Here is a 22880-nt window from a genome sequence, read left to right as displayed (position 1 = left end):
CGTGCAGAAGTGAAGGTGATGATTCATCTTCGCAGCTGCAGCAGGAAGTCAAGGCGCGTACGGCCGAGGTTCGGTGGCGAGAGCCCGCGCGACCGCGTGCGGGAGCACGTCGCGCAGATCGAAGCGAACCGCGTCGCCATCGAGAGCTTGCGCGAAGCGCACTGCTGCAAAAGCGGATCAGGACTACGCCGCGCGCATGGCCGAAGCAGGCTTTAAAGACAAGGAAGCGCTTGCCGCGCTCGCCGTACAGGAACAGACGCTGTACGTGCAGGACACCGCGAACGCACGCAACGATAAGGTGTTCTGGCTCGGCGTCGTGATTCTCGCGACGTTTGCCGTCGTCGTGTTTGCGTCTATGTATGGGGCATATGCATTGCTGGCAGGCCATGTCGTCGTCGAAAACGCAGCGCTGGTCGGCATGGTGGCAGGCTTCGTCGGAACGGTTATCGGCTACGTGAGCGCCAATGCACAGCAGGTCGTAGGGTTTTTCTACGGCAGCAGCAAGGGAAGCGAGACGAAAACCGATGCAATGGCGGCAGCATTTACACAGACGTTCAGCCCAACGCCTGACCGACCGGGCTCGCCAACGCCCGGAGGTAACACCACATGAGACTTTGCAATTCCTGTCAAAAACTGATTGGACAACCGGCATCGGAGTCACCGCACGCTTACCTGCGCCTTCAGGGGGCTGGCGTGTTTGGGCCGCCTTCTAATCCGGTCAAGCACTACATGCAGTACCGGTGCACGAGCTGCGGCGCGTGGTTGCACCAAAACACGCGAGCAGGCGCGCCGTTTGACCGGTGGGCGATTGCCCCCGGCACGCTCGCAGAGGCATTGGCGGAGCACGAATAGAGCAGCGTCAGCCGCTTTGCGGATCTATCCCGGAAATACGCCTGGAGGAAAACATGGCAGACGTGGAACAGTTCAAGGACGATCTGGAAAACAACGCCGACGGCCTGATAGGCGGCAGCCGCGGTGACTTTATGGAAGCGCTCGGCGAGGCCGTCTACGCGTTGTCCACTAGCGAGCAGGTGGACAGCATCATTGCCGCTTACCTGACGCTTCAGGAAGTCTTCGATGCGAACGTCGACAACCTCGAAGATGAGGCCGACGAAGCGATCGACGATGCGACGGCCGAGTTTAATAAAACGGTCGGCAGGATTCTCCGAGTTTAGCCGGGCCCGGACAGCCATCGGATATCCGCCCATTAAGTGAGGCATACCGCACAGGCATTACTCTTTCAGGCTGTAACCTATATCGGCATCAAATCGGGGCGTCAAATGAAAGTCTGTCAGTCCTGTGCGGCATTGATCGGCCACTCCTCGGCAAAGCCGCCGCATAACCGATTGCAGTTAGCTGGTTCTGGCACCTTCGGAACGTCATCGCATCCCGTAGCGCAGTATCTCAAGTATCGGTGTGAGGAATGCGGCGCATTACTGAATAGAATCACTGTCACGGCGACGCCTCCCGAGCGATGGACATTGGCGTCCCGAGGGGGGGAAGGGGATGTTTCGGACTCTGAGTAGCAGTCCGCACGCATACGCGCGGCTGTACGAATCGCAACGCATACGTACGGCCACTGTCAATGTATGCTGATGCGATGCGCTGCTAGTATCGTTAGCGGGTTCAGCCGATTCCCGTTCGGTAAGCCCAATAACGCAGCATGGCCCCCGTCATGTTGCGCGTGTTCTCAGAGCGCGTGCGCCCCCCTGGTGCGGCGCGCTTTTTTTTGTTTGTCTTCGTCAGTAATCGGACGACTGTATGATCGCGCTACCGCGCGGCACATTTCATGCGTCGCCAGTATTGGAGTTGTTCGCGCGTTTCCCAACGCATGTGCATCGTTTTTCACGAGCCGCATGACCAACACTCTCACTATGGGGAGAAAGGACGCGAAACCACGATGACGGATTACCGACTGCGCCCGAATCTGGAATCAGCCGAGCAGACACGTGACCGACTCGGACGCGCGGCGGAGGCGGCAGAGATCGGGACATTCTATTGTCCGCTACCTCCCGACCGACTGTGCTGGAACGCACGCTGCAAAATTCACTTCTGGCTTGACCCGGATACGCCCGACGCCGACATCGACGCGGAGACCTTTTATCAGACGATCCATCGGGACGACCGGGAGCGGACACGCGCTGCCGTTGAACGTTGCATCAGCGGCGGTGAGCCGTACGACGTCGAATATCGGACGGTCTCGCCGAGCGGCGATGTATGATGGCTCAGAGCAAAAGGAAGTGCCTGCTTCGATGACGATGGCCGCCCGATCAGGTTTGACGGTATCACCATCGATATTTCCGAGCAGAAGCGCCTTGAAGCGGAACGTGATGCATTAATCGAGAGCGAGCGCGCGCAGCGGCAGGCTGCCCAATCGGCGAGCGAGGCGAAGGACGCTTTCGTTGCCGCCGTTTCGCATGAAATCCGTGCACCGCTGACATCGATCCTGGCATGGGTGGAACTGCTGGACCGGGCCTCCGATGACGGCGCGTTTGTCCGTAACGGCATCTCAGTTATCCGTCGCAGCGTCATAACGCAAAGGCGGCTTGTTGACGACCTCGTGGACGTGACCCGCATCAAGCGGGGGAAATTCACGGTCACGCGGTCGCTCATCGCTGTGACAGACTGCTTCAACGCGGCCTTGCAGGAAATCCGACCCATTGCGGGCGAGAAAGGCGTCTTTGTCGCTGACCTTGTAGCAGAGCCGGTTTATGTGCAGGGTGACGGCCCACGGCTCCAACAGGTTTTTGGGAACCTGCTTAACAACGCCCTGAAACATACCGAACAAGGCGGGAAAATTCTGCCGTCGCTTGTGGAAACCGGCAACACGGTGAGCATCCGCATTGCGGACACGGGCGCCGGCATTCCGCCTGAACGGCTAACCGAGATTTTCGAGCCATTTGTCCAGGTCGAAAGCACGGTGAACCGTGAGCGCGCGGGCCTCGGGCTCGGCCTTGCAATCGCGCGAAGTATCGTCTTGATGCATGGCGGCGAGATCACAGCGCAAAGCGCCGGGCCGGGACAAGGCGCGTCTTTCACAGTCGTCTTACCGACCGTCCGGAGTCATCCATCCGATGCTTCAGCAGAATCCCCGCATGCCGATCTCGAATCCGCCATCAAGGGGCGCACCGTTCTCCTGGTCGAAGACGATGAAGACACTCTGCAAGCACTCGCATTGACGCTGCAGTTCGAAGATATTCAGGTTCTTACAGCGACGTCGGCAGAGGAGGCTCACCCGTTGATTGAGCGCACTCTACCCGACGCAATCGTCTCAGACCTGACCATGTCGGGCGCTAGCGGATGCGAACTGCTGCAATCCATTCGGGCGCGAGGAATCACGGCTCCCGCCATTGCGCTTAGCGGACACGTGAGAGCGGAGGACGAGCAGATGGCGAGAGCGGCCGGTTTCGACGACTACCTCGCCAAGCCGGTTGACCCGGCAAAGCTCATTGACGCGCTGGCAAGGCTAATCAAGCAATAGACCTACATCTTTTTCCGCTTCGTCAGGCCCGTAAGTTGCTGATCTTGTTGCGATTTTGGAATTGCTGACGAGTTACGGAATGGAGACGATTCTTCTGGTCGAAGATGATCAGGCAACCAGGCTATCGCTCGAACTGCTCCTTTCGAATGAAGGTTACACAGTCGTTGGTGCCGCCAGCGGCGTGGAAGCACTGGCTGACCTCGGCGTGACAGGCGCAGATTTGATCGTTACCGATTGGTCAATGCCTCATATGGACGGAGTTAGGCTATGCAAAAACTTGCGAGCCGATCCTGTCTTTCGATCATTGCCCGTTGTCATGGTGTCAGCCGACGCTGATCCAGATTCCGGTGAGACGCTTTGGGATGCCTTCTTCAGAAAGCCGTTTGACCTCCCCGAACTTCTACGGACGATCCGGCTTCTCCTGGACGAGCGCCGCTCCGGAGTAGCAGCGGAAGATGCGCCACCCACCTTACCGCCCGATTTCCATGACGCAGAGACAGGGAGCGGAGTCAGCGCATCCGACTTGATAGCGGGGCTCAAGGACGACGACGCCCGAAACGGGTCATAGGGTACATGCGCTTTCGCTGGCGCAATCCGCGTATCAACGTGCTCAAGGGGCGCACCCGTTGTGCTACAAGAAAAAGGCCAGACAGACTGAACAGTCGCCTGGCCTCGAAGCGCTCCGAGCGCGATTGGAAACGCCCGGGGCGCGCTGCCATCCATGTTGCATCCCTGCCTGGTCCACTAGTCGCGAGAAGGGAGGCCGGGCGTCCCCGTCGCACCGGCCGTCCTGAATGCGGTCGTCGGATGTCCGTTCGATGACCGCTTGCGATGCAAGACGAATCTAGCATCACTCATGCCGCGTTTTGGCGTCGATGTCTCGCTAAAAAAAGCCAGGCGTCCTGATAAGCGCCTGGCTCTTCAAGTCGAGCCCGGTTGTCTGAACGTGTCGCCATGGGTAGACCGAGCTGGGCAGTTCACACGATCTGACGGCGCGGAGCTGCATCGACTGGGAAGCACACGGCGTACCTGATATACAAACGAGATCGGAACGGCTAGATTGTGGTTGTCGGAGGATGAGAGGATGCGCCCTGTTGATCGCCTGGTAAATTTGCTGAACGTCGATGCCGAGATTGCGCAGATACGCGGGTGGTTGGCCGACCCGAGAACCATGCCCATCCCTTTGCGAGCGGACAAGCCGAGATTGGGTGCAGAACTGGCGTGGCTGGAGTCGTGTCGCGAGCGGCTTTTCTTGGCGCTGAATGACGCGGGCGGCTTCCCCACAACCGACGGCACGCGAGCCCCGCGTCCGTTCCTACGACCGCGCCCAAGGTGATGTAGCGTACATTTCGATGTGCGCTACATCACGCAACAACGTTGTATTCCCGCCCAGTTACAAGTTGCTTCCGCGCCAGTACAAAACTGTACGAATCCCCAGCCAATGGACATCAAATCAGTCGTCATTGCGCTCTATTTGAGGGATCGAGTACTCATAGAATGGAGTCTCTCTCAGGTTCGTAACGACCACCCCTCGAGCACTTACGAACTTTTTCGCGCCAGCCTTCGGGCTGGCATTTTTTTGTCCGTTGGAAAGACTCCGCGAACGAAAGCCAGGTCGAAAACGGGATGATTCCGCGGCAGCGCCGCATATCAGGGCCGTTAGACTCGATTCATTCCCTGCGCTACTGCGCATCGACCTCCAGACGACCTCTCAAGGTCCGTCGATTTTTTCTCTCCAACCCATTCACTAGTTGGATGGTTTATCGAAAGGGCTGACGTTCGCGTCGGCCCTTTTCTTTTACCGATGGGTTTTCCCATCGCGCTTTCTCTCGACGACGGACTTCGCGTTCGTCACATTTCATGTACCCATCTGGGAGCCACCTCCCTCTGGGACCGGCTCCCTTTTCAAGGAGCTGCACCATGCTGCAGAAAGCTATTGTTTCGGAAGAGCTGGCCCGCCGTTTGGCACTTTCCGCAGATCCGGCGAGAATCGCTGAGAAGTGGGGCTTTCGCGAAAAGCAGCGTGTTTCCGCGCAAGCTGTCGCAACGCTCCCGATCAGACAGTTCGACGCCACCATCCTGTATCTGTGGAGCGATGGAACGGCCACTGTGAAGTTCGATTTCGACGTTCCGTTCGACGCCGAGCGTGAGCTCGTCAAGAGCGGTCGAGTCGATCTTCATTACCTCACCCGTCTGCCGTCGTAATCCCTGTCAGCGGTTCAGGTGTCTGTCACCTGAAGCCCATCCAATCCCGTTGGGAGCCCTCCCAACGGGACCCGGCTCCCGTTTCGCTGGAGTCTTGCAATGTCTAACCGCTTCAGCGTCGTAGCCGCTCTCATGAGTGCGCTCGCTGCAATTGGTTGCGCACTGGTCATCTATGGCTGCCTGCTCGAACAGCAGTTTCAGCTGCATCTGCTGCAGACATCCGGTATTGCCGGCCTTGATGCGTATCTCGCAAAGGTCGCATCTCACCAGCTGTCGTTTGCTTCGTTCATGGTCGAGTCCCTCAGTGGAGACGGCTATGCGCGAAGCGCGTTCGTGCAAGGCGTCGGTTTCTGGTTGGTATTCGTTCTCACACCGGTCGCGGCGCTCATCAGCGCATGTGCGCTGGCAGTGCGGAACAGGACGATCTCGCGTCTTCGTCTCGTCGCTGCCCACTGAACCACTTTTCTTCTCCGTCAGGGCAACCAACATGTTCAAGCTCTTTATCAGCATCGCTCTTCTTTCACTTCTGACAGCGTGCGCTAGTGCGGATTTCGGCTCGCCGAACACGTACCAGCGTTACGACGTGCAGCATCTCGGCCAGATGGAAGAGGCGACGATCCTGCGCGTGCGTCAGATCACGATCGAGTCCAGTTCCGACTCCTCGGGGCTGACATCGATCGTCAGTGCGGCAGCAAGCGCGTTTCTCGGTTCCCAGGTCATCGGAAACGGGAAAGGCCGGTATGTCTCGGGCGCGCTGTCTGGCGCTGCTGCGGGCTTCATCTCACAGCACGTGAGCGCGGCGATGTCCCGTCACAGCGGCATCGAAGTTTTCCTGCGTCGGGCCAACGGTCAGACCGTTGTCGTCTCGCAGGTCGACGACCAGCGTTTCGTCCCCGGCGAGCACGTTTATCTCGTTTCCAGTGGGTCCGGCTACCGGATTACCCACTGATCTTTTCGCGCGCCCTAAACGGCGCGTTTCCCTTGCGGGGCAGCCCCCGCGAGGGAGCTGCCTCGTCTCATCGAGGCAGATCATGAAATACCCGAAACTGTTTTACTCTGACCGCCGCTCGGCGGGTGCGGGCGCGAGAGCAGCGCTCCATCAGCAGGCAACTCGCGTCCTTCGACGCGTCGCGCAGGATCTGCGTCTGCGTTCCCATGAAATCGTCGTTCAGCCGTCCCGACGCAATCTGCCGGGTCGCGTGTCGCTGCGTACTGATACGCTCTTCGTCGACGTGCTGGAACATCAGTGCCAGCAGCGTGTGGCGTTCAGCTTCCGCACACGTCGTGGTCGTAGTGACATGACGGGCGGCGGCGAGAACTACGTGCCGATCGAGCAGATTGAATCAGCCCGCGGTTATGAGTCGTTTCTCGATGGCCTGCGGCTGGCTGGTGGCATCGACACCTCTTCGGGAGGTCGTCAATGAAACTGGCGAAGGTCAAGGTCGAGTACACGGGCGTCACAACGATCACGGAGCGCGTGACACTTGACCCGGAAACGGGGAAGGTGACGCTGCCTCCGCGTCTGCATGCGATGTTGAGGACGATGGACGAGTCGGAATGCTCACCAGCATTCGGACTGTTTTTTGACGGTTTCGTCCTGCCCGTTCAGGTTGCCGGCGACGGCTCCTACACTGTGGACTTACCATCTGAGCCGCAACCGGGCTTCCGGCGCGTCTTCAATGCCATCACGTTTCCGACGAAAGATCAGCGACAGCAGAATGCGCGTTATCTGCATACGCTCTCTGCCGCATCACTGGGCGGGTTCGTGGGCTTCGTGCACGCAGCGACGACGCCCGATCTGCCAACAATTGCAGGAGCCGCGAGTCTCTTCGTAGTTGGGGTAGTATTGTGGTACGTCGGGTTTCTTGCAATGAAAGGAGATTGAAATGACTGCAAGTATCATCACGCTCGTGTTGGGCTTGTCCATTGCAGCCTTCTTTCTCTGGACAAACAACAACGGTGTCAAGCGCGATCGTGAGCGCGAATGGGGCAAACATGATTAACGACGCGGCCTAGGGCCACATCCAAAGAATAAAGCCGCACCTTAGGTGCGGTTTTTTTTCGTCTATCAGAAATTCTGACGCGCCTTCGGGCGCGTTTGTATTTGGAGATCTCAACATGCAACAGGTTTCCCTGAATCTAGCCACGGCTAGCGCTGTTCCTGCCGCTACGGGCGTCGCGATGAGTCCTGCGCCTGCTCGCGAGCGACTCGACACTGCTGGAAAGACGGTCGGCGATGTCCTGAAGGCATTGTGCAAGGCGTTGTACGGAACCGAGCTTGAACCCGAATGGCTTGCGTCGGCGAACACGCTGGACGACGCCGATGAGGAAACGAGCGGCGCGCGTCTGGCGAGACTGTGGCCTGACGACAGCGTATGGAACCGGCTCGCCGTCTCCGTCGATATCGGGCGATCGGAAGGCTGGATCGTCAACGTCGACTGGATATCTCGAACCGAGACGGCGCACTCGCACCGGCGCGGTTATGCGGTGATGCCGATGCTACGCGCAAAGGTCTTCACGTCTGACCACGCATGGGATCTCGCGCGCTTCATCGCTCACGCGCTCGACGTCGCTTAACACTTTCATTTTTCGCGCCTCCTGGCGCTCATCCCTATGCGGGCATTCGGCCCGACAGGGAACGATTGCCCGCAGTTCTTTCCCGGAGCAATCGACCATGTATCACCTTTCTTTCGCTGGTCAGAATCTCTTTCTCGGTACGCTGCTCGAAGTGCTGGCAGTTTTCAGAACCGACTCCCGCCTTTCTTCCGTTGAATCCTCAGACGTCGTGCTCCTGCACGGTGGCCAACCCGTCGACGTCACCCGCTACAACGGCAGCATGACTGTCCGGCGTCCCGGGACGGCGCGCGACGTGTTCCTGTCCATGGTCGATGAGATCGATGGCGCTTACTTCCGGCCGAACGGCGTGATGCAGGCGGCATGGCAGATCCGTCGTTCGCACTGGAAGCTGCTCTACGACGCGTTCGACCTCACGTCGAGTCCGCGCCTCATCTTCTCGTCGGACCAGATCGACGCAGCTTCGGACGGGCGAGGGAATCTCGGCCTGCATGAGCTGCTTCAGGCCGAATGCGAGCGCCGGTTCGGCTTTCGCTACGCCGGTCCAGAATATGGCCGCACGCGCGACCGCAACGGACGGCATGAAGTGCACGTTGCGTACGCGCTCGCTGAGGGCTTTCCCGTCCCCGAAGCGGTGCTCGCCGAATACCGCGAGTTGCCGGAGAAGCTTTCGACCGACATGGCGTGGGGCCAGGTGCTGCTGTCCGTACCGGAACTGCGCGGTGCGATGTCTCCTGACAAGGTGCGCGTTCTCGCGAGCATCATGTCGCGAGAAAAGGGAGGCATAACGTCCCAGAACGCGGCACTGCTCGCGATGGTCATGCGGCTGGCGCCGAACAGGCCGACGTATGTCGAGGTCGATGACCTGCTGTGGCGTCACGGGCTGGCGGAGCCGTACAGCCTGCCCGAGCGTTACGCGAGCCCGCAGCCGCTCGGCAGGCCAGTCTCGAAGTTCGCGGAGGTCTACCGCAGCAGGATGGCAGATCACCGGCGCGACAAGGCAGTCATGCAGTTGCGCAAGGAGCGTGCGGAAGAACGCATTTCGCAACGTCACTTCGACCAGCGAATGCAGATTGCGCAGCTCGAGCATGGTCGCGAGACGTTTGCGTTCGGTAACGAAATCTCCGAAGCGATCGACAGCGGCGATCTGCAGTTTCTGCTGGACCTGCTCGACTGTCCCGATGAGCGCAATCGCGTCTCCAAGCAAACGGTGCGCGAGGTGTTCGGCGTCAAGCTGCTCGGTGTTCGCGCTGCTGCCCGTCGCCGGGCGATTTTTGCGCTGGCTGGGTTCGGCGAGGCGTTCCAGTCTGAGTGGGACGCTGCAGGGACGCGTGAGGCTCGCGAGCTGCTCGTGCGCACGCACGCGGCCCGCATGCCCGCCGGGATGCATCCGGCGGTCTACGCACAGTCGCCGGTAGCACATCACGTCTGATTACCATACCCTTCTACACACCCGGCCTCGCGCCGGGTTTTTTTTCGTCTGCCCGAAGCGTGAACCTCGCGACGTGCCACATAAGACAGTTCGAAAAAGCGACGATTCAGGCATTGCGCCGATCGCGCGCTCCCTACACTGAGGACTTCACCCGCGTCATTGACGCATCGACCCGCCGATTCGTCGGCATCCATTTATCGCCCCTGAGGGACCACGTCCCTACGGGCGTAGTCCTTTCGGGGCTTTCTCTTTTCTGGAAAGCCATCATGAAAGTTACGCCCGCACAACTGACCGAACTGCTCACGCTGTATGTCCCGAAGCGCCTGCCGGTGCTGATTACCGGTCGACCGGGTATCGGCAAGAGCGATATCGTCGAACAGGTCGCGCACGCAACCGATCACGAACTGCTCATCAGCCATCCCGTTGTTGAAGATCCGACCGACTCGAAAGGGCTGCCGTTTCCGGCGCCCGACGGCTTGAACGCGAAGTTCCTGCCGTTCGGTGATCTCGAACGCGCGATGAAGGCCAGACGCCCGCTCATCTGGTTTCTGGACGATCTGGGGCAGGCCTCGCCCGCCGTTCAGGCGGCAAAGATGCAACTGCTGCTTGCCCGCCGTATCGGCGAGCACGTCTTGCCGCCGCACGTGACGTTTCTTGCGGCGACAAACCGCCGGACCGACAACGCAGGCGTGACGGGGATTCTTGACCCTGTCATCTCGCGTTTCGCAACGGTGGTCGAGCTGGAAGCGACGATCGACGGCTGGACGAAGTGGGCTGTGCGAAACAATGTGCCGCCCGAACTGATCGCGTTTCTGCGATTCCGTCCGGACCTGCTCTCGGTGCAGAAGACGTCACGCGATATCGAAAACACGCCGAGTCCCCGCAGCTGGGGTTTCGTCGCGAAGACGATGGGCGTGGTGCCGAAACACCTGGAGCACATCTCGCATGCGGGATCGGTGGGCGAGGGCGCTGCAACGGAGCTTGTCAGCTTCCTGCAGATCTACCGCGAACTGCCGAACCCCGATGCGCTTCTGGCTACGCCCGACAAGGCGATGATCCCCCAGACGCCGTCGACGCTTTACGCAATCGCAACCGCTCTGGCTGCGCGCGCGACGGAAGCGAACTTCGATCGTGTCGTGACCTATACGGAACGCATGATCGAAGCGGGGCATCGCGAATTCGCGGCGCTACTCGTGCGTGACGCATTGGAGCGCACGCCGGAAATCGCCAATTCCTACGCCTTTATCCGGGCGCAGGGCGGCGAGATCGGCGCAATCATCAAGGGCGACTGATCCGCCGTTCCATTCCACTTTTTTCTCAGCTTCATCACTCATGGCTCTGCCGTCTCCGCGAGGACACGCAGGGCCATTTTTTTCGCCTCATCCATTCATTTTCTATACGGAGTTTTCTCATGAACACCAACATCCAGTCGAAAGTCATGCTCTGCTCGGTCACGATCTCCACGTGGGTTGCCCGTCGATTCGACGGCAAGGCCACCCAAGAGGTCGAGAACAAGCACCATGCAAAGGGCATCGGCAGATTTAACAAACGTCTGTTGCCCGAAAACTCCCCCAGTTTCCAGGAGGTGGTAACGCTCGCCGGCCGCATCCGGAAATACTTCTACGATCACTCGTTGAAGTACGACCAGCTTGGGGTGCGGCTGCTGCCGACGATGATCTACATGGAATTCGCCGACCGGATGCGCTCGATGAAAGACGAGTTCGATCTGGCGGTATCCGTGTTTCTCACCGACTACCTTGACCTGAAGGAGCGCGCCCGCGCGGAACTGAACGGCCTGTTCAACGAGGCGGACTATCCGACCCTCGCGGAACTGTCCTCCAAGTTCGGCGTGAAGATGGCCGTGCTGCCGTTTCCTGACGCCAGCCAGTTCGGCGTCGACCTGCCTGCAGACGTGCTGACGACGCTGAAAAGCGAACTCGATGAGCACGTGCTGGCGTCGATCGCGACCGCTAACGAGGATCTCGTCGAACGGATGTACACGGCCGTTTCGCAGATGGCGTCGCGGCTGTATGCGACGGGTAACGTGCGTCTGGACGTGGCCAACAACGTGCGCGACCTGTGCGCGTTGCTGCCGAAGCTCAACTTCTCCAACGATCCGAAGCTCACGCACATCCTTGATCAGGCGAAGACGCATCTCGCCGTTCACACGGGTGCGGATCTGAAGGAGTCGAATGTCCTGCGTTCCCAGGTGGCCAGCAAGGCACAGGAGATCGAAGGGCTGATGGCTGCGTTCATGGGTATCACGCCGGAAACGGAGATCGAGCCCGCGGACCACAGCGCGCAGCTGCGCCTCGTTGCTTAAGGGGGCGCTCATGGATCGCACCGTGACGGTAGCTGGCAATGGCGCGGTCCATCCGCGCATTGCCAAACAGCGAACTGAGCTCGTTCTGTCCGAACCGTTTTTTGGGGCGCTCGCACTGCGCCTGAATATGGTTGAGGACGGTTCGACAAAGGAGTGTTGGGTAGACGGGGTATCGTTGGGCTACAACCCCGAATATGTCGATAACCTGAGCGATCTTGAACTGCGGGGCGTGCTGGCGCTGAAAGTTATGCAGGTGGGCAACGGTCATTGCTGGCGTCAGGGTGCGCGCGAGGCCGCTCGGTGGAGCGACTCGAGCCAGTACGCCATCACTCCGATTCTTCGTTCGGCGGGGTTCGTGTTGCCAAAGGGCGCGCTGTACGACGCACGCTACGCGGGAAAGTCGGCCGAGGAGGTCTATGGCGCGCGGACGCAGGAGGCGAAGCAGAAACAGCCCAAACCTGATCAGCAGCCTAAACCCGATCAGCAGTCGCAGCAGCAACCCAAACCGCAGGGCCAGTTGTCTGGGCCGGACGGGAAGGGTGGCGATAAAGACGGCGCTCCGAATCCACAGTCGCAGACGGGTGGGGGAAAGGGTGACCCAGAGGCGTCTGCTGGCCCATCGTGTGGTGAGGTCCGCCAGTACTCGGGGACCGACAAAGCTGTGAAGGAGGCTGAGTGGAAGGTTGCGGTCGTGCAGGCAGCGAAAGCGGCGCAGATGCGCGGCAAGCTGCCGGGCGACCTTCAGGCGCTGGCTGGCGAGGCAGTACGGCCCGTTGTTGACTGGCGTGCGGTGCTTCATCGCTTCGCGCAACAGTCATCGCCGACGGACTACAGCTTCGCCCAGCCGAATCGGCGATACCTGCATCTGGGGTTCTATCTGCCCTCGTTGAACACGCCGGCTGTTGGTGATGCGGTGTTCGTGCGCGACTCGAGCGGTTCGGTTTTTGACGAAACGCAGGCGCAGTTCGATGCCGAGATCCTTTCGGTTTTCCACACGCTCAAGCCAGCGCGGTTGATCGTGATGGACTGTGATGTGCGCGTGACGCAGATGCAGATCTTCGAGCGAGGAGACTCGCCCGAAATCAAGCCCGTGCGGGGCGGGGGAGGAACAGCATTCACCGATCCCTTCAACCGCGTCGTTGCTGACGGTCTGAATCCAGCGTTTCTGGTCTATCTGACGGACATGGACGGGAAGTTTCCGGCCTTCGCGCCGCACTACCCTGTGCTGTGGGCCTCGACGACACCGCTTACGCGGGCACGTCGTGCGCCTTTCGGCGAAACCGTTGAAGTCGTCTGCTGAACCGGGTTCTCCGGCGACAGCCTTCTCTCTGACAAGACCCGGCCATGTGCCGGGTTTTTTTTCGTCCATTGGTTATCGCGTGCCGGGTGTTTCCAGCGCTGTGAGTTGGAAAGCTACACGATTTTGACGGTCTTTCTGCGGCAGTGGCTTTAACGCGTAATAGGAAGTTCGTCGAGCCAGAAAGTTCGCTGACTTCGACTCTTGTCGTTGGCGACAGGCCCACGAACTAAGGGGGCGGTTCGAAGCGAGAAAGCCGCGTAATTTCACCGGCCTTTTGATGCCCGTCTGCGCAAGCCAGACAGAACAATAGTCGCATGTTAGACCGCCATCAGAGCATCGCATGTCCGAACTTGACGACAACCCGGTATTGAAGCTGCAGCCGCTCAAAGCGGGTGCCGTCGATATGTTTTTCCAGGCGCTCGCGCCGCTGAAGGAATACTTCGACGCACCGGACATTGCGGAAATCATGGTCAACGACTATCGCAATGTGTGGATCGAACATCGCGGCGTCATGTCGCGCGTGAACCTCGATCTGAGGCCGGAACATCTGGAAGGGGCGATTCACTCGCTGGCTTCGTCTGTCGACAAGTCGGCACGCGCGGGCAGTGACAAGGGCATCATCAACGCCGGTCACAAGAACCTGCGTATCGCGGCGGTGATGAATCCGACCGCGATAGACGGTCACGCGCTCAGTATCCGAAAACACCGCGAGTCGAAGATGTCGCTCGACGACTACGTGCGCATGGGAGCTTTCTCGAAATCGCACGCGCGCCCGGAAGAAGCGGAAGCAATCCACTTCGAGGACGGCATCGAGAACGAAGCGCTCATGCGAGCTCTGACCGCTCTGGTCCAGTCGCGCAAGAACGTGCTCGTCGCAGGCGGCACGTCTGCAGGCAAGACGACATTCCTCAACGCGCTCGTCAGCGTGATCCCCGAGGACCAACGGGTGATCACCATCGAGGACACGATGGAGTTAAAGGTGCAGGTGCCGAACCGCGTGCGCCTGCTATCAAACGCTGACACAAACGTCACGACGCAGCTGCTCGTCGCGCTGTGTCTACGCTTCCGTCCGGACCGGATCATCGTCGGCGAAGTGCGTGGCGGCGAGGGTTATGACCTTCTGCAGGCGCTCAACACGGGCCACGACGGTGGCCTTGCTTCCCTTCACGCGAACAACGCGCGCACGGCGCTCAGCCGTCTCGAAAGTCTCGCCATGCTCGGCATCCCTGCCGGTTCGCGTTGGGAACTGGGCGACATGCGCAAAAACATCGCCGACTGCTTCAACTACGTGGTGCATTTCAAACGGACAGGCGAAATGCGCCATATCTCCGAAATCCTGGAAATCCGGGGCTTTCGCAACAACGACTACGACCTACGACGGGTTTTTTAACGGGAGCATCAAAAATGAAGCAAGGAAAGTTTTTCAGTTCGGCTGCCGCGGTGGCGAAGAAGCTTCGACCGGGCAAGCCGATGATCGTCGGCGCGCTGCTGAGCGTGGCATCGGCAGCGGCGATGGCAGCGGGCGATTATTCGTCGCTGACGGGCCTGACCGACATCATCTGCACGATCAGCAACCTCATCAGCGGCCCGTATCTGTACGGCATCGGTATCGTGCTGATTACGCTGGGCGGCGTGGCAGTCGCGAACTCGGAAAGCAACATCGCCAAGACTTTCTCCGTGGTGCTGATCGGTCTGGGTATCGCATCCGTTGCGGTGCCAATCATGCGCGATCACTTCCACATGGCCGTCGCCTGCTGATATGCGCCAGCACAAGGTCAGCCGCGGACTCTCGCTGCCCCGCCAGATGGGCGGCGCGGACCGCATGCTCGCGATTCTGAACGGCACGATTACCGCGTTGCTCACCTATACGAGTTGGACGCCATCCTTCCTCGTGCTGGGTGTCCTCGCGCATTTCTATCTGCGCTGGCGTAGCTCGAAAGATCCGTGGTGGCGCCTCGTGATGCTCGTCTACAACCGCTATCCCGACGTGTATGAGCCCGAGCCTCACGGGAAATTAAGTGCACGGTTCAAGCGCCCATATGGCTTCGATCAGGATCTTCCATGCTGAAAATGTCGTTCACCAAACGCGCGGTGCAGGAAATCGCACCGTGGATAACGCTCGTTACGCCCGAACTCGTGCTCGACAAGGACGGATCGCTCGTGACGCTCTTCGAGTTTGAGGGGATCGACGCCGACACTCCCAATCCTGCGGACATCACGGCCGCGAGGGACAACCTCGACCACGCATGCAAGAACTTCGATCATCGCGTTACGGCGTGGTGGCGGGTGTCTCATCGTCGCGTGAAAGGCGGGATCGACGGCGACTTCGCCTCGGAAGCGGACGCGCAGGTGGACGCCATCAATCAGGCCAACATAGGCAGCGGCAAGTTCTTCCGCAATTCGCATTCGCTCGCGCTGGCGTTCACACCTGAGACCGGCCTGTCACGCATTTTCGACAAGATCGGCTATCACATGTCGGTCGGCGGCAAGAACGTGTTCGCCGCAATGTTCGAGGCCGGGAAGGATCTGATTCTCGCGCGCAGCGCGTTCGTATTCGATCTGACCAAACTGCAAACCGAGATCAAGCGCTTCGAGGCAGTCATCGACAGCTTTGTGGGCGGTGTGACCCGCCTGAAGATGAAGCGCCTGCAGTTGCAGAACGCGTTGTCTTTCCTGCATCAGCGCGCGAATCCCAGTACGCCAAAGCGCCGCATCCGTTATCCCGTCACGATGCTCGACACGCATTTGACCGAGACGGTCGTGACGATCGGCTCCGAGCAACTCATGTTCGAGTCGGCGCATGGAAAGGTGTATGCGCGAATCCTCGGCGTCAAGGAATGGAACGGTTTTCGGGAGGCTGCACTCGACGTGCTGTCGCAGGTCGACGCGGAACTGGATGTTTGCGTCATGTTCCGGTTTCTCGACAGCTCGCGCGCGAGCAGCTACATCAAGAAGATCCGCGGCTTCTACAAGGTCGCTGCTTTCAATCCCGTCGCCATCATCAAGCAATGGGCAACGAAGGAAGAGCAAAAAAACGACGAGGGCCGCGAGATGCTGGCGAAGGAAGCCAGTGAAGCCCTCGCAAAGCTCGATGCTGAGGGTCAACAGTACGGCTTCGCGAATATCTCGGTCATCATCTATGGCAGCACGGAGAAAGAATGCGAGGACGCAACCAGACAGGTCGTCGGGGTCATCGGTAACGCCGGATTCGGTGTGCTTCCGGAAAAGGACAACCTGTTCGCCGCGTGGGCTTCGACGTTGCCTGGGCGCTGGGATCAGCAGAAGCGCCTGCAGTTCGTCGAGACCCCGGTGGTCTCGGACATCGCGCCCATTTGCAGCGTGGGCGAAGGCTCGACCGTCAATGAATGGCTGAGCCAGCAGTCCGGCAAGCGCACGGGCCCGCTCACCTGTTTGCCGACGCGGCACCGGACGCTTCAAAACGTCGATCTGCACCATCCGGGCGGCAAGGCGCACACACTCGTTGTGGGTCCGATCGGCGCGGGCAAGTCCGTGATTCTCAATTTCCTGATGTCGCAGACGGGGCGACACGGCGCGCGTCGAATCCGGTTCGACAAGGACCGGTCGACGCGCATTCCGACGCTGCTCGGCGGTGGCCGGTTTATCGACGCGACAGGCCGGTTCGAGGCCGCGACTTCGGTTAACCCGCTCTCGCTTATCGGAGACAGCAAGCACTGGTCGTACGTGGCCGAGTGGGTGACGCTCGTTATCGAAGGCGACGACTACACCTGCGCGCCGGAGGATGAAGCCACGATCTACGACCGCATCCGCACGCTCGCTCGCGGCTTTCCGCCAGAGATGTGGCGGCTTTCGAGACTGACGAATCTGCTACCCCAGGAACTGCGCGAGCGGCTGGTTTTGTGGACAGAAGGGCAGAAGAACGGCCATTTCTTCGATCACGTCGAGGACGGCTTCGCGCTTTCCGATGACCTGTCGATCGAGATGGGCGATCTCTTCCAGAACTTCCCGGTTGCGGCTGCGTTGTTCATGGACTATGCCTTCTATCGGATCGCACAGATTCTTGACGGCAAGCGCTATACCGTGATCGAGATCGAGGAGGCCGGGTTCTTCTTCACCTACCCGAAGTTTTATGCGCGACTTGAAATCTGGGCTGTGACGATCCGAAAACTGAACGCGGCCCTGCTTATGGCAACGCAATCGCTTGGCCAGCTTGCGCGCGTGCCGGACTTCGAAATTCTCAAAGAGAACATTCCGAACATCATCTATCTGCCCAACAGCGATGCGGTTAACAACCAGGCGCTGTATCGGGACATCTTTGGCCTGACCCAGCACCAGATCAAGATGATCGCCGAGGCGGTGCCGAACCGCGACTACCTGTGGGTGACGTCCACGCAGACCCGCATGTTGCAAGCCGCTTTCACGAAAGAGGCGCTCGCGTACCTCCGCTCAGACGGCCGCGCGCAAACGCTGCTCGACAAGCACATCAAGTCGGGCGTCGACAACTGGCAGGACGCATATGTGCGCGACGTTACTGCGAACGCGTAGCACATCCGTTAGCTAACTACTCCTCCTGGAAATACTCACCATGAAAAAATTGCTAAAGACCGTTGTGGCAGTGGCTACGGTGACTTTCGGCTTCGTCCAGCAAAGCAATGCGACGTTACCCGTCTTCGATCCGACCAATTTCATTCAGAACACGCTGACGGCAATGGGCGCGGTCAAAGGGGAGGTCTATCAGGACACGAACCTCACCTACCAGTATCAGATGATGCTGAACCAGCTTAAACAGGCGGCCAATCTGAATCCGGCCGCGATGGCGGCGCAGGCTAGCACCATCTCCGGCGATATCGACACACTGAACAAGTACACGGACACGATGAAGGCGCTGTATGGTGGCCTGCAATCGAACGCACAGTACGCGACCAAAGTGCAGGCCCTGATTACGCAGTCGGGCAAGTCGACGACGCAGTGGTTCAATGATCAGGCGACCCTTATCAGCAACAACGACCAGACGGCAAAGCAGCTTTTCCAGCAGGGCAATGACGTCATTTCGCACGTGAGCGTGCTAGCCAAGCGCCGTCAGGAGATCCAGGACCAGCTGAACATGTCGCCGACGGCTGAAGCGACGGCTCAACTCACGACGCACATGCTGGATATCGTCGCAAGCCAGAACAGCGACATGCTGCAGATGATGGCGACGAAGCAACAGGCTGATAGCGTCGTGCAGGCCCAGAAGACGGCGGACGATCAGGCAAGCAACACGGCGAAGGCGGCGTTGCAGACCCAACTGGATCAGCAACGCGCTACCTACAACGCCACGATCGGCACGTCCAAGGTTCTGGGCCAATGAGCATGAGCATGTTCTTAATGCGTGTATCGCGTAGGCTGGTCTTCGTGTTTTGCGCTCTTCTGCCAGCGTTCGTGTCGTCCACAGCGTTTGCAGATACAACGGGCACGACCGGGACGACTACCGCACAGCCTTTGACGAGCCAGAACGGCGATTTTACGAAAGGCTCTACGGACGCGATCAATCAGATCACGTCGCTGATCGGTAACCTGATTCCGGCAGCCGTCGACGCCAGTGCCAATGTGATGACGGAAGCAAACAAGTTCGCATGGGGCCTGGGCGTCATCTCACTCGTGCTGGTCGGCATTCGCTTCTCGGGGACGCATCATCCCGTCGCGGCGTGGGTGAACCTGTTCGAGGAGGTGGCGGTGCTTGGCATCTTCGTCGCGCTGTACCTCGGTTATTCGACTTCTGCGACGGGATTGTGGACGTGGTTCGATCAACTCGCGTCGCACATATCGGGCGGCGCCGATAACAGCATTTCCACGCAGCTTGCGACGCTCGCCGGGACCATGTACGACGCCCTGAAGAACCGCGTTCTGAGCATCAAGCTCCTGACGGACATCACAGGGACGATGGTCGACGCGATTGGGTTGCTCCTCGCGTTTATCGTGATCCTGATCGCTTCCATTGTCTTCGCGTATTTCAGTGCGGTGGGTCAGATTCAGGCGGCAGTGGGTATCGTTCTCGGGCCAATCGCGATCTCGTTGGGTTTTTCCAGCTACACGCGCAACTACTTTATGAGATGGCTCGACTGGATGATTCATTCGGGCATGTATGTCGTCATGGTTGCCGTACTCGTGAAGCTGGTAGGCGCCAACATCGCTAATGCCGTTAGCAAAGCTACACCTGCGAGTGGCGCCACGGTGACGGGCGCTTACGCGTTTGACCTGGCTGTGTTCGTCCTGTTGCTGGCCTTCGAGATTCCGAAGCTGGCGGGGATGTTCGGCAGCGGTGCAGGAGCAACCGGAACGGGTGCGCTCAAACTGGCAAAGAGTTTCATCCCATGACCGCCGCCCATCGCCCGATCGCGGGTCCCGAACTTTTGGAGACACACAAGAAGCGTTTGGAGCTTGTGCGGCAGTGTGCCAACGAGAGCACTGAGGCGGAATTCGAGAGGAAGTGGCTGTCCGTCCTGCGCCGGTGCGCCGCCTGGTTTTCGTCGATGCCGCTCACGCCTGAGTTGCATGCTGAGCCGGGTGGTGCGTTCCGTGCAACCATCGAAGCGACTTTCTACGCCATGCGGCTCGCGGGTGGGCAGAAGTTTGCGGCCGACATGACTTCGGAGAAGCGCCGCCGGCTTGAACCGCAGTACATTTACGCGGTTTTTCTGGCCGCGGTGTGCTCGCTGCTCGATGAACCGTGCAGGCACTTCGAGTTCGTGCGCGCGTCGGACAATGCCCAGTGGAATCCTGCCGCGCACGGGGCGTTTGGAGACTGGATCGGCGACCGCGAATATTTCGTCCAACGTCGCGCCGCACCGCTCAAGGGAGAGCGGATGCGCACGGCGATGTTTGCGCGGACGGTGATCGCGCCCGAGCTGCTTTCCGGTCTCGACAACTCTGTGCTGTCAGACCTGTTTGGCGCGATCAATCCCGACAGGAGCCCGCAGGGCTTCGAGGCGCTCGTCCACAAGGTCGTGCGTCAGGCGATGGATGTGGCAGTTGATTTTGAGCGCAAGGCGCAACGCGGGCTTTTTGCGCCCGTCAAATTTGAGGTGCCGTCGGCAGTCCACGTCGCTCTCGAGCTTCAGCCGCAGCAGGTGGCACCCGTTGCTCCCGCTGCGACGCCTTCTCAGGCGACGCCGCAAGCCGCTAGTCCTCAATCCCCGCAGGCCGCGCCCGCCACCGGCCCGGGGCCTTCCACAGACGCTCCGCCATCCGGGTCGGTTGCCACAACGGCACCGCCAGCACCAGGTGCCCCGCAGCTTTCGCAGTCGCTGCTTGACGCGTTGCAACGGAGCGAGGAGCAGACGGCCGCCGTATCGGCAGTCGCACCGACTGCCATGGATACGCCAAACCCCGCTGCCATCGACCCGTCACAGATGAAGACGTCGCCGGCGGCACCGAAAGGTCCGCGGACCGGCCCAACGGACGAAGAGCTGAACGAGATACTCGGGCCTGGCTCAGCCATGATGCGCGAGTTCTTCCGCGCGCTCGCGGATGACGTCGCCTCGGGCAAAGCGAAAGTTAGTTGGGAAGAAAAGGGCCTGACGGTGCAAAAGCGCCTGGTCGGCGCATATGGGATGACCAGTGACACGCTAGTCGAACAGTTGCGCAAACGCGCGCTCCTCCTCCGCGCATCGGGCAACGACATCTGCATCGTCGAACGAGCTGGCCGTCTAATCATGGAGCGTCCCGCCGCATGAGCTACATCAATCATTTCCGCCCGATCTACGAATTCCGGCCGCTGCTTATATGGCCTGCAGCGATCGTCGGCATTCTCGTGTCCGGGATGCCGTATGGCTGGGCTTTCGCCCTCGCGGCTTTCGTCATGCTGGTCATCCGGGGGATTCAGGTCTGGCGCGCGCTGAGCTTCCGCATGGCCATTTCAACGAAGTGGCTGAGCAAGATCATCATCGCGAAACTGCTCGAAACGCAGCGCCAGATGCGCGCGCGCGAGGATTCAATGTATCTCGGCACCGGCTTCGAGTGGACGCAGAAGCACACGCAGATCGCTCACGACATCCTGCGGATGCCAGTGACCGATATACCGTCCTTGCCGAAGTGGTTGAACAAGACGGAGGCGGGGCGGAAAGTCGAGGCGCGTATCGAGCGCATCTTCGCGCCGCGTGACAGCGTTCGCGACCGGATGCCGCAAGGCGCATCGTGGATTCACGGCATGGAACCGAAGAAGGTCCGCGTGCCGTTCCACTACAAGGCGATGGGCGGGCATACGCTCGTGGGCGGTACAACGGGCTCAGGCAAGACGCGCACGTATGAGGTCATCTCGACGCAGGTCATCCATAACCCGAAAGACGTGCTGATCATCGTTGATCCGAAGAACGACGATGACTGGAAGAACCGGGTCGAAAAGGAATGTGCGCGCGCGGGCCGAAAATTCCTGTACTTCAATCAGGCCAAGCCGCATGAGTCGATCCGGCTCAACCCGCTGGAAAACTGGTCGCAGCCATCGGAAATCCCGTCGCGCATCGCGCAGCTGATGGAGGAGGGGCCATTTAGAGACTTCGCGTTCCTCTTTATCGACCGCGCCGTCAAAGGGGAGCTGTACGTTGGCGACAAGCCGAATCTGCGCTCGATCCTCAAGTATGCGCAGTCGGGCATCGGCGCGCTGCTGGACCGCTGCCTGCGTCGCTTCTTCGTTGAAAACGGGCTGTCGAACTGGGAAGAGTTGACGGTCGCGCAGACGGTCAAAGACTCGGTGCGCAAGAACGACGTGTCGCTGGTCGATGGGATGGCGAAACTCTACAACGATCAGTTCGCGGCCAACGATCGCGGTCATGAAACCATCGACGGGCTGATCGCGACCCATACGCATGACCGCGAGCACTACATGCGGATCATCGCTTCGGCATTGCCGCTGCTACAGATGCTGGCAACTGGCGAAACGGGCCTGATGCTGGCTCCGAAGGCTGATGACTTCGAAGACGACCGCGAGATCTGGGACATCGACAAGATCATCAAGCAAAAGGCCGTCCTGTACATGGGCCTCGACTCGCTGTCGAACAACATCGTTCAGAAAGCGATCGCGTCCATGGCATTGTCGGATGTGGCGGCGGTCTGCGGTTCGATCTACAACTTCTACGCCGAGAAGCCCGACGTCGTGCTAATCATCGACGAGATCGCGGAAGCGATCAACGAACAGGTGATCCAGATTCTCAACAAGGGTCGCGGCGCGGGCTTCAAGGCATTCGTCGCATTCCAAGCTCGGGCTGACCTTGAAGCAAAACTCGGAAACGCGGCGAAAATGCTGCAGGTTTTGGGGAATCTGAACAACCAGATAATTCTAAGATTGGAAGATAGCGATACCGCCAAATGGTTTTCGGACAAGGTGGGGGAGACAGCGATTCGGGTGGTCAACATCTCGAACAGCACGAACACCTCGACCGAGGCGCATGCGATGGAGTTCAGCGGGTCACAGTCGCGCACCCTGCAACTGGAGAAAGTGCCGTTGATCCCGATGCCAATCATTCACAAGTTGCCGAATTTGCAATATTTCATGCGTATCTCTGGCGGTGCCGTGTATCAGGGCCGAATTCCAATCATCGAAGGCTGAAAT

Annotated in this window: 23 protein-coding genes; all 23 read left to right on the top strand. The window is 59.6% G+C overall.

Translation table 11 applies throughout. The features are described from left to right. Positions 1-196 precede the first annotated feature (196 nt). Positions 197-610, top strand: coding sequence for a hypothetical protein (locus QEN71_RS43830; RefSeq protein WP_233472050.1), 414 nt, complete (start codon positions 197-199; stop codon positions 608-610). Positions 611-905: 295 nt separating this feature from the next. Further along, positions 906-1175 (top strand): hypothetical protein, encoded by a 270-nt coding sequence (locus QEN71_RS43825; protein ID WP_201657695.1) that lies wholly within the window; start codon positions 906-908, stop codon positions 1173-1175. Positions 1176-1900: 725 nt separating this feature from the next. After that, positions 1901-2221: a PAS domain-containing protein gene (locus tag QEN71_RS43820; protein ID WP_233472051.1), complete on the top strand. Its 321-nt coding sequence runs from the start codon at positions 1901-1903 to the stop codon at positions 2219-2221. A 48-nt stretch (positions 2222-2269) separates the two neighbouring features. Further along, positions 2270-3481: a hybrid sensor histidine kinase/response regulator gene (locus QEN71_RS43815; RefSeq protein WP_322791198.1), complete on the top strand. Its 1212-nt coding sequence runs from the start codon at positions 2270-2272 to the stop codon at positions 3479-3481. 79 nt (positions 3482-3560) lie between these two features. Further along, a complete protein-coding gene (locus QEN71_RS43810) occupies positions 3561-4049 on the top strand; it encodes a response regulator (RefSeq protein WP_201657697.1) in 489 nt (162 codons plus the stop codon). A gap of 1352 nt (positions 4050-5401) precedes the next feature. Continuing rightward, positions 5402-5686 (top strand): hypothetical protein, encoded by a 285-nt coding sequence (locus tag QEN71_RS43805; RefSeq protein ID WP_201657699.1) that lies wholly within the window; start codon positions 5402-5404, stop codon positions 5684-5686. Positions 5687-5818: 132 nt separating this feature from the next. Next, complete coding sequence (locus tag QEN71_RS43800; RefSeq protein ID WP_290468316.1) at positions 5819-6142, top strand: hypothetical protein; 324 nt, start codon at positions 5819-5821, stop codon at positions 6140-6142. Positions 6143-6173: 31 nt separating this feature from the next. Continuing rightward, positions 6174-6635: a hypothetical protein gene (locus tag QEN71_RS43795; protein ID WP_090873829.1), complete on the top strand. Its 462-nt coding sequence runs from the start codon at positions 6174-6176 to the stop codon at positions 6633-6635. Between the two features lie 82 nt (positions 6636-6717). Further along, a complete protein-coding gene (locus QEN71_RS43790; protein ID WP_201657701.1) occupies positions 6718-7110 on the top strand; it encodes a hypothetical protein in 393 nt (130 codons plus the stop codon). Then, a complete protein-coding gene (locus QEN71_RS43785) occupies positions 7107-7571 on the top strand; it encodes a hypothetical protein (RefSeq protein ID WP_201657703.1) in 465 nt (154 codons plus the stop codon). Before QEN71_RS43790 ends, QEN71_RS43785 begins: the two co-directional genes overlap by 4 nt. Before the next feature lie 233 nt (positions 7572-7804). After that, positions 7805-8263, top strand: a complete 459-nt coding sequence (locus tag QEN71_RS43780) for a hypothetical protein (RefSeq protein WP_201657705.1) — start codon at positions 7805-7807, stop codon at positions 8261-8263. Between the two features lie 97 nt (positions 8264-8360). Beyond that, positions 8361-9692 (top strand): hypothetical protein, encoded by a 1332-nt coding sequence (locus QEN71_RS43775; protein WP_201657708.1) that lies wholly within the window; start codon positions 8361-8363, stop codon positions 9690-9692. A 266-nt stretch (positions 9693-9958) separates the two neighbouring features. Next, a complete protein-coding gene (locus QEN71_RS43770; protein WP_201657711.1) occupies positions 9959-10984 on the top strand; it encodes an ATP-binding protein in 1026 nt (341 codons plus the stop codon). A gap of 119 nt (positions 10985-11103) precedes the next feature. After that, positions 11104-12015 (top strand): hypothetical protein, encoded by a 912-nt coding sequence (locus tag QEN71_RS43765; protein WP_201657714.1) that lies wholly within the window; start codon positions 11104-11106, stop codon positions 12013-12015. 10 nt (positions 12016-12025) lie between these two features. Next, a complete protein-coding gene (locus QEN71_RS43760; RefSeq protein ID WP_201657717.1) occupies positions 12026-13315 on the top strand; it encodes a vWA domain-containing protein in 1290 nt (429 codons plus the stop codon). A gap of 340 nt (positions 13316-13655) precedes the next feature. Further along, positions 13656-14705 (top strand): CpaF family protein, encoded by a 1050-nt coding sequence (locus QEN71_RS43755; RefSeq protein ID WP_201657720.1) that lies wholly within the window; start codon positions 13656-13658, stop codon positions 14703-14705. 14 nt (positions 14706-14719) lie between these two features. After that, the gene (locus QEN71_RS43750) at positions 14720-15073 is read left to right on the top strand and encodes a conjugal transfer protein TrbC (RefSeq protein ID WP_201657723.1); all 354 of its coding nucleotides are present in this window, start codon (positions 14720-14722) and stop codon (positions 15071-15073) included. Between the two features lies 1 nt (position 15074). Beyond that, positions 15075-15383, top strand: a complete 309-nt coding sequence (locus QEN71_RS43745; protein WP_201657726.1) for a VirB3 family type IV secretion system protein — start codon at positions 15075-15077, stop codon at positions 15381-15383. After that, the gene (locus QEN71_RS43740) at positions 15377-17839 is read left to right on the top strand and encodes a VirB4 family type IV secretion system protein (protein WP_201657729.1); all 2463 of its coding nucleotides are present in this window, start codon (positions 15377-15379) and stop codon (positions 17837-17839) included. The genes QEN71_RS43745 and QEN71_RS43740 overlap by 7 nt, the downstream gene beginning before the upstream one ends. 40 nt (positions 17840-17879) lie before the next feature. Beyond that, complete coding sequence (locus QEN71_RS43735) at positions 17880-18644, top strand: type VI secretion protein (protein ID WP_201657733.1); 765 nt, start codon at positions 17880-17882, stop codon at positions 18642-18644. Between the two features lie 131 nt (positions 18645-18775). Then, positions 18776-19651, top strand: a complete 876-nt coding sequence (locus tag QEN71_RS43730; protein ID WP_233472052.1) for a type IV secretion system protein — start codon at positions 18776-18778, stop codon at positions 19649-19651. Next, entirely contained in the window at positions 19648-21009 is a 1362-nt protein-coding gene (locus QEN71_RS43725) for a TraI domain-containing protein (RefSeq protein WP_201657750.1), read from the top strand. The genes QEN71_RS43730 and QEN71_RS43725 overlap by 4 nt, the downstream gene beginning before the upstream one ends. Then, positions 21006-22877, top strand: coding sequence for a conjugative transfer system coupling protein TraD (gene traD / locus QEN71_RS43720; protein ID WP_201657753.1), 1872 nt, complete (start codon positions 21006-21008; stop codon positions 22875-22877). Before QEN71_RS43725 ends, traD begins: the two co-directional genes overlap by 4 nt. Positions 22878-22880: the final 3 nt, after the last annotated feature.

Origin of the sequence: Paraburkholderia sabiae, assembly GCF_030412785.1 — a bacterium.
In the GTDB taxonomy this organism is placed as follows: Bacteria; Pseudomonadota; Gammaproteobacteria; order Burkholderiales; family Burkholderiaceae; genus Paraburkholderia; species Paraburkholderia sabiae.
This window is presented reverse-complemented; position numbering and strand designations above follow the sequence as displayed.